9 protein-coding genes are annotated in these 7,837 nt (G+C 34.7%); all 9 read right to left on the reverse strand.

Annotation, left to right across the window (positions count from 1 at the left end; translation table 11 throughout):
• Window positions 1–58: 58 nt before the first annotated feature.
• Entirely contained in the window at window positions 59–367 is a 309-nt protein-coding gene (gene spoVG / locus KA845_RS06000) for a septation regulator SpoVG (protein ID WP_002509800.1), read from the reverse strand.
• 70 nt (window positions 368–437) lie between these two features.
• Entirely contained in the window at window positions 438–812 is a 375-nt protein-coding gene (locus tag KA845_RS06005; RefSeq protein WP_002509799.1) for a RidA family protein, read from the reverse strand.
• A gap of 19 nt (window positions 813–831) precedes the next feature.
• Window positions 832–1,656: a pur operon repressor gene (gene purR, locus KA845_RS06010; protein ID WP_002509798.1), complete on the reverse strand. Its 825-nt coding sequence runs from the start codon at window positions 1,654–1,656 to the stop codon at window positions 832–834.
• A gap of 12 nt (window positions 1,657–1,668) precedes the next feature.
• Window positions 1,669–2,517 carry a 4-(cytidine 5'-diphospho)-2-C-methyl-D-erythritol kinase gene (gene ispE / locus KA845_RS06015; RefSeq protein ID WP_002509797.1) on the reverse strand — a complete coding sequence of 283 codons (849 nt, stop codon included), beginning with the start codon at window positions 2,515–2,517 and terminating at the stop codon, window positions 1,669–1,671.
• A gap of 372 nt (window positions 2,518–2,889) precedes the next feature.
• The gene (veg, locus tag KA845_RS06020; RefSeq protein WP_103388831.1) at window positions 2,890–3,153 is read right to left on the reverse strand and encodes a biofilm formation stimulator Veg; all 264 of its coding nucleotides are present in this window, start codon (window positions 3,151–3,153) and stop codon (window positions 2,890–2,892) included.
• Between the two features lie 98 nt (window positions 3,154–3,251).
• Window positions 3,252–4,145, reverse strand: coding sequence for a 16S rRNA (adenine(1518)-N(6)/adenine(1519)-N(6))-dimethyltransferase RsmA (rsmA, locus tag KA845_RS06025; protein ID WP_172606436.1), 894 nt, complete (start codon window positions 4,143–4,145; stop codon window positions 3,252–3,254).
• On the reverse strand, window positions 4,142–4,693 hold the full coding sequence (rnmV, locus tag KA845_RS06030) for a ribonuclease M5 (protein WP_002509794.1): 552 nt from the start codon (window positions 4,691–4,693) through the stop codon (window positions 4,142–4,144). The genes rsmA and rnmV overlap by 4 nt, the downstream gene beginning before the upstream one ends.
• A gap of 131 nt (window positions 4,694–4,824) precedes the next feature.
• Window positions 4,825–5,592, reverse strand: coding sequence for a TatD family hydrolase (locus KA845_RS06035; RefSeq protein WP_107374086.1), 768 nt, complete (start codon window positions 5,590–5,592; stop codon window positions 4,825–4,827).
• 21 nt (window positions 5,593–5,613) lie between these two features.
• Window positions 5,614–7,584 carry a methionine--tRNA ligase gene (gene metG / locus KA845_RS06040; RefSeq protein ID WP_103388828.1) on the reverse strand — a complete coding sequence of 657 codons (1,971 nt, stop codon included), beginning with the start codon at window positions 7,582–7,584 and terminating at the stop codon, window positions 5,614–5,616.
• Between the last annotated feature and the right edge of the window lie 253 nt (window positions 7,585–7,837).

A 7,837-nucleotide genomic window follows, 5' to 3' on the forward strand; every position in this document is an offset into this window, starting at 1 on the left:
ACTGGGTGCAGTTCACAATTGCGTCCCAGCCTCATTTGTTAATCATTATCTATTTATATTAAGCTTCATCTTTATCATCATCTGATTGCTGTGCATTCTTATCTGGAATGACTTCGTCAGTTTCTTCATACACTTTCATCACTGCATCTTGAATTTCTTGTCTCATCTCTGAATTAATTGGGTGCGCGATGTCACGGAATTCACCATCTGGTGTACGTTTACTTGGCATTGCGACGAATAGACCTGAGTTGCCTTCAATCACTCGCAAATCATGTACAACAAATGATTCGTCTAGTGTTATAGACACGAGCGCTTTCATTCTTCCATCTGTTTCAATCTTTCTAAGTCTTACATCTGTCACTTTCATGTAGTGAGCCCCCCTAAGTATATCTGTAGTTCTATAGAAGCTTAACAATATCAATATAAGTTATAATTCCTTATTTAACTTTAGCAATTAATTCAATTTCAACTTTTACATCTTTTGGAAGTCGTGCCACTTCAACGCAACTTCTCGCTGGTTGGTGGCTACTAAAGTATTCACCATACACTTCATTAATTTGTTGAAATTCATTCATATCTTTAATGAAAATTGTTGCTTTAATGACTGATTCTAAATCTGAACCAGCTGCATCAAGTACAACTTTTAAATTTTCGAATACTTGCTTAGTTTGCACTTGCACATCTTCACTTACAATTTCCCCCTTTGTATTTAATGGGATTTGTCCAGATGTGAAGATAAAACCATTAATTTCAGTTGCATGTGAATATGGCCCGAGTGCTTCAGGCGCTTGTTTTGTATTTATTACATTCATGGTGTCGTCTATCGCTCCTTTAAGAAAATTTAGTTAGGCTATTGCCTCTTTCTACGTTAAAGTTCTGATTATATTCGTCCACATCAGATAGCATAACTAAGGAAGTATAATCTTCTATCAATCGTTGTTTAACTTCTTTCGATTCTACAAGTACTGATACCCCTTTAACATGAGCTTTAAACTCATTCATCAAATTCATCACGCCATTAATTGAACCGCCAGCACGCATAAAATCGTCAACGACAAGTACATTGGAATTTTCTGGTAATGTACGCTTGGAAAGTACCATCGTTTCTATTTTACGAGATGATCCTGAAACATAATTAATAGATACTGTTGATCCTTCTGTCACTTTATTATCTTTTCTTATAACTACTACTGGTAAATTCAATACATTCGCAACTGCATTGGCTAAAGATATACCTTTGGTAGCAATAGTCACGACTGCATCTAGCTCTTTGTCCATATATAAAGTTGCAATCAATTTCCCAACTTTATTCAATAACGTTGGATTGCCCATAACGTCTGATAAAAACAAGTAGCCCCCTGGTAATAAACGATCTTTTTCTTGTAGCATATCAATGACTTCATCAATGACTTCACTTGCTTCTTCTTTACTCATTTCCGGCTTATAAGTCACACCGCCACTTGCACCTGCTGTTGTTGTCACTGTACCAAGTTTTTCTTTTTGGAATGTTGTTTTAATAATTTGTACGTCTTCACTAATTGAAGATTTAGCTTGCTTAAATTTTTGAACAAAGTATGTTAACGGAATCAATTTATTAGGATGATTCATTAAATACTGAGTCATATAAACAATTCGTTCACTTCTCTTATATCTCATAAAATTCACCTTCTAACCTAATAATCTTACTAAATGCACTTCATTACAGCAGCCATTCACTGAATTGTAAACATGTTTTGCTTGGCGCTCTTTTTGAGCTAACGCATAGACTGTGGGCCCACTACCACTCATTACTGATCCATCGGCACCACTGTTGAGCATATTTTCTTTGATTTTCAAAATTTCTGGATACATCTTACTTGAGATAGGTTCCAATCTATTCGAAAGACTTTCACACAATTTTTCATAGTCCCCACTTAGTAGTGCTTCTTGGCAAGCTGTTGTATGTACTTCATGATACTCTTCAAGATTTAACCGTTTAAATACATCAGGCGATGAAATTCCCACACTAGGTTTAGCGACAATAACCCATGAAGATGGTGGCTTATTTAAAAATTCTATGATTTCACCTTTCCCTTTACATATGGCTGTTTTTCCATAAATACAAAATGGTATATCCGTGCCAATAGTAATACCTAAGTTACACAACTCACTTAGTGGGCGATTTAATCCGAATAATCGATTCAATCCCCTCATCGTAGCAGCAGCATCAGTTGATCCTCCAGCCAATCCTGCAGATACTGGTATTCCCTTATCGATAGTAATCGTTACACCTTGTTGTACACCGTAAGTTTCAGTCATTAATTGAGCAGCTTTATACGCCAAATTTTTACTATCTGACGGTACATAATTTTGTTCAACTTGTACGACAATTTTACTATCACTACGTCGTTCAAATGAGAGACGATCATTCAAATCAATTGTCGTCATAATCATTTCAATTTCATGATAACCATCATCTCGTTTAAAGAGCGTGTCCAGAGTGAGATTAATCTTAGCTGGTGCTGTTTCATAAATCATATCTCCACCCTCTTTCACTTCGATATGGTAATAAAATGATTTTAACATAATGTTATGTCATATTTAGAGTTATTCAACAAAGTTTGTTTGAAAACTTAATATTGAATAGCGAATCATATTATAATATACGCCTTTAGCGTATTGCTTAAACATCGATCCTTCAAAATCATTTCTTATCATACTATTCTACACGATATGAAAAAGTGAATAAACTTATAATCTTGTATTCGCTAAAATAACTTCTAAGTTATATTATGAACAGTGCAAAATTGGGCACAAAAATAATGAGGTGCTAGTGCACCTCATTATGTAAACAATTATTAAGTTTAATACGTGTGTACTTAAATAACGTGTTAGAAAAAACACGCATATTTAGTGTGCAATTGCTTCGTGATGACTATCTTCCTCGAAAGAAACTTGTACGTTATCTGTTAAAACATCAGTGTATGTATAAGACACACGCTCGAAGTTATGTTTATCTTGGTCTAACTCAACAATAAAAACAGATGGATATGTTTCTTTTAACACTCCACTACGTTCAATTGTTTTCTTACGACCACCATTCGCTTTTAGTACAATACGGTTTCCTAATTGACAATCAAGTGTATTTTTGATGTCTCCAATAGATTTTGGCATATTGCCCCACCTCGCTACATATTGTATAATAACACATTTAGCGATAAATTGTCAAATAAATTTTAATTTTAGCAAGGTAGAGAACAAATGTCAACACATTAAAATTGTAATTCTGAGAATTTTTTTAAATTGTTATAGAGGAGTGCGAATTCTTTAATAGAAAGCGTTTCCCCTCTTCTTTTCGGATCAATACCTGAACTTTCTAACCATTCTGCAATCAGCGCTTTATTCTTTTTCCCTTCTTTAAAGAGACTTTGATAGTTATTATTAATAGTTTTGCGACGTTGGCTAAAAGCTGCTTTTGTTAATTTGAAAAATTCATTTTCATTATCAACTTGAACTTGAGGTGCCTCCCGTTTCATTAATTTCACTACAATTGAATCTACATTTGGTGGCGGTAAGAATACTGATTTAGGCACAGTTAATACTTTGCTTGTCTCAGTGTAATATTGAGCTACGATGGACAATGAGCCATACGCTTTAGTACCTACTTGTGCATTTAGACGTTCGCCAACTTCTTTTTGCATCATTACTACATAACCATCAATTGGCAATGTTTGTTGCATTAAATTCAATAAGATTGGTGTAGTAATGTAATATGGTAAATTGGCTACTACCATAATTTTATCGCATTCTGCTAAATGTTGATGTACATATGTAGCAATATCTGCTTTTAAAATATCTTCATTTATAATTGTCACGTTATCATAAGGCGCTAATGTATCATCGAGCACTGGGATAAGACGTTGATCAATTTCAAACGACAGTACTTTTTGAGCATGTTTTGCTAATTGTTCTGTTAACGACCCCATTCCCGGTCCAATTTCAATAATACCAGTGTATTCATCGATATCACTTGCATCTATTATTTTGTGAATGATATTTACGTCTATTAAAAAGTTTTGGCCCAAACTTTTTTTAAAATCAAATCCATATTGATTTAACAACGCTTTTGTACGCGATGGCGTTGCAATATCCTTCATTTCCATTATGAATCACTTCCTTTTTCATCCGCGAGGGCATCACGGACATCTTGTTCCGTATAACCAAACGCATTTAATTTATTTAATAATTGTTTGCCATTTGAATGTCCGATATGCAGTTTAGCTCCTAGAATATCACGTTTTTTGCGTGCATCCTTACCAATGATTAAACCTAAATCAATAAGTACTTCTTTACTAATGGATTCATGCCCTTCTTCAAACGGAGTACTCACATTAGTTAATGCTTCACGAATTGTTGAAATACTGGCATGCTCAACGCCGATTTTCCCATGTTTATTTTTAGCTTTCTCGCGGTCAATATATGCATGTTTTACACCTGGAATGTGCTGACGAATAGTGTTTCGTATTTTATCACCTGGGAAATCTGGATCAGTTAATACAATTACACCACGCGTTTCAAACGCATGCGCAATAACTTGTAATGTTGCTTGGTCAATGGCACTACCATTTGTCTCAATCGTATCACATGTTACAGCTCTTTTGACTTTTTCAGTATCATCTCTACCTTCAACTACAATAAATTCAGTTATTTTCATTTATTGTTACACCTTTCTACAACTAAGTCTATTTCAAAAAAGAAGAAAGATACCGCTACAACATTATGGTTATTATTCAACTCCTAAAGTTAATCCCATAGTGTGTACCAATATCTTTCTCAACAGTTTAGTTACAATTTAAATAATGTTTCTGCGTTTTTAGTTGTTTGTTGACATACTTCTTCATAACTTACACCGCGTAATTCAGCAATTTGCTCTGCAACTAATGTTACACGTGCCGGTTCATTTCGTTTACCTCTATATGGGTGCGGAGATAAAAATGGTGCATCCGTTTCTACCAACAGTTTATCAAATGGTACCTGTTGCGCAACTTCTTTTGGTTGCTTAGCATTTTTAAAAGTCACAGGTCCACCTAATGAAACGTAAAAATTGAGTTTATGAATAACATCCAAAGCAATTTCCGGTGAAGCACTAAAGCTATGCATAATGCCACCTACTTCTTCAGCATGTTCTTCTTTTAAAATATCTACACAATCTTGAGTCGCTTCTCTATTATGGATAATAATCGGTAAGTTAACACGTTTCGCTAAAGCAATTTGCTTTCTAAACACTTCTTGTTGTATATCTTTTGGCGATTTATCCCAATGATAGTCCAGACCCGTTTCACCTATACCAATAATTTTTGGATGTTCAGCAAGCTTTTCTATCCATTCTAATCGCTCTTCTGTACAATCAATAGCATCAACAGGATGCCAACCAATAATGCCATAGATGAAATCGTACTGCTCAATCAACTCCATCGTACGTTCTACAGTTGGTGTATCAAAACCTACCACAAACATACGATCCACGCCATTTTCTCGAGCACGTGTTATGACTGCTTCTAAATCTTCATCATATTCGTCTGCATTTAAATGTACATGTGTATCGATAAGCATCTATATCGCTCCTTCAGATTATTATTTAATCGTCGCACCATTTGGAATAGCACTTGGTAGACTTACCAATGTTAAGACTCCATCTTTTTCAGCAGATAATATCATACCTTCAGATTTTTGACCCATTAATTTAGCTGGTTTTAAGTTAGTTACTACTGCTACTTTTTTACCAATAATATCTTCAGGGCTATAAAATTGCGCAATGCCTGAAACAATTTGGCGCTGTTCAGAATCTAAATCTACTTGGATTTTTAATAGTTTATCTGATTTTTTAACTTTTTCAGAATCTGTAATTGTCGCTGCTTTAATTTCCACATTATCAAAGTCTTTAATATCGATAAGCGCTTTACTAGGTTCAGCTTCAGGCTCTTTTGCAGCAGGTGGTTGCATGGATTCTTTAATATAAGCAATTTCCGCTTCAGTCTCTAAACGAGGGAAAATTGGTGTTGGTTTTGACACTACTGTAATTGGAGCTGTTAAATGTCCATAGGATTCAATACTTTCAAGCTCATGTAATTTCGGATCATTAATGTTTAATTGCTCGAAAATTTGATATGGTGCATGTGTCAAGAACGGTCTTAACAACACAGCGATAATACGGATATTTTCTACTAAGTGCGCCATTACATTACCTAACATGTCTCTTTGACTGTCGTCTTTTGCTAATACCCATGGTGTTGTCTCATCGATATATTTATTTGTACGGCTGATGAATTTCCAAACAGTTGATAGTGCTACTGAGAACTGTAAGTTTTCCATGTTTTCATGGAACGTACTTACTGTATCCATAGCCATAGCTTCCATTTGTTCATCTAGTTCATGTTTAGGTCCTTCATATGCCGGTAATTCACCATCAAAATATTTATTTACCATAGAAATTGTTCGGTTTACAAGGTTACCTAAGTCATTCGCTAAATCATAGTTTGTACGTTCTACGAAACCTTCAGGCGTAAAGACACCATCTGAACCAAATGGTAATTCTCGCATTAAGTAGTAACGTGTCGCATCTAAGCCATAACGATCAATTAATACATTAGGGTCTACAACATTACCTTTAGATTTACTCATTTTGCCATCTTTCATTAAAATCCAACCATGTGCAAATACTTTTTTCGGTAATGGAATGTCTAATGCCATTAATAGAATTGGCCAAATAATAGAATGGAAACGTACGATTTCCTTCGCCATAATATGGATATCCGCTGGCCAATATTTGTTGAATAATGTTTCATCATCTGACAAATAACCTAACGATGAAATGTAGTTTACCAGTGCATCTATCCACACATAAACAACGTGTTTAGGATTAGATTCAACATTAATACCCCAATCAAATGACGTACGTGACACAGCTAAGTCTTCTAATCCCGGTTTAATGAAGTTATTAATCATTTCATTTTTACGGGATGGTGGTTGTATAAATTCAGGGTTTTCATCATAGAATTCTAATAAACGGTCTGTATATTTAGATAAATTAAAGAAGTAGCTTTCTTCTTTAACCAGCTCTACATCGTGTCCAGAATCAGGACTTTTACCGCCAACAATTTTACCATTTTCATAAATTGGGTCTACCAATTGAGTTTCAGTATAATACGTTTCATCAGGCACAGAGTACCAACCTTCGTATTCGCCTAAATAAATATCATCTTGCGCTAATAGACGTTCGAAGATTTGTTGTACAACTTTCTTATGACGTTCTTCCGTTGTACGAATAAAATCATCGTTTGAGATTTCTAATTTTTCCCATAAGGCTTTAATCCCAGCAATCATTTCATCTAAATAAGCTAATTCTGTTTTGCCTGCTTTATGTGCTTTTTCTTGGATTTTTTGTCCGTGTTCATCTGTCCCAGTTAAATATCGAACATCATAGCCTTGCATTCTTTTATAGCGTGCAATCACATCACCAGCAGTTGTTGTGTATGCGTGGCCGATATGCAAGTTTCCACTCGGATAATATATTGGGGTAGTGATATAAAATGTTTCTTTCACCATTAATGCTCCTCCTCGTTTCTTACACTATAAATATATCTAAATTTATTTTTGTTTTCAATGAAGTCGAGATGTGTCTGTACGTGTAATGACTAGCCCTATACGACTTGTAAAACACACACAACATCACTTCTATGTATGCCAAATAAATAAGTCATTGTATTAAATATAATTATATGCTCTATCCTATCTACATTACCATAAATCAAGCCCTTTATGGTAAATTTTTTTAGAAGCTCTTCTTAATTTATTAAGA

The sequence above is a fragment of the Staphylococcus sp. GDX8P114P-2 genome, from assembly GCF_017892945.1.
Classification (GTDB): Bacteria; Bacillota; Bacilli; order Staphylococcales; family Staphylococcaceae; genus Staphylococcus; species Staphylococcus arlettae.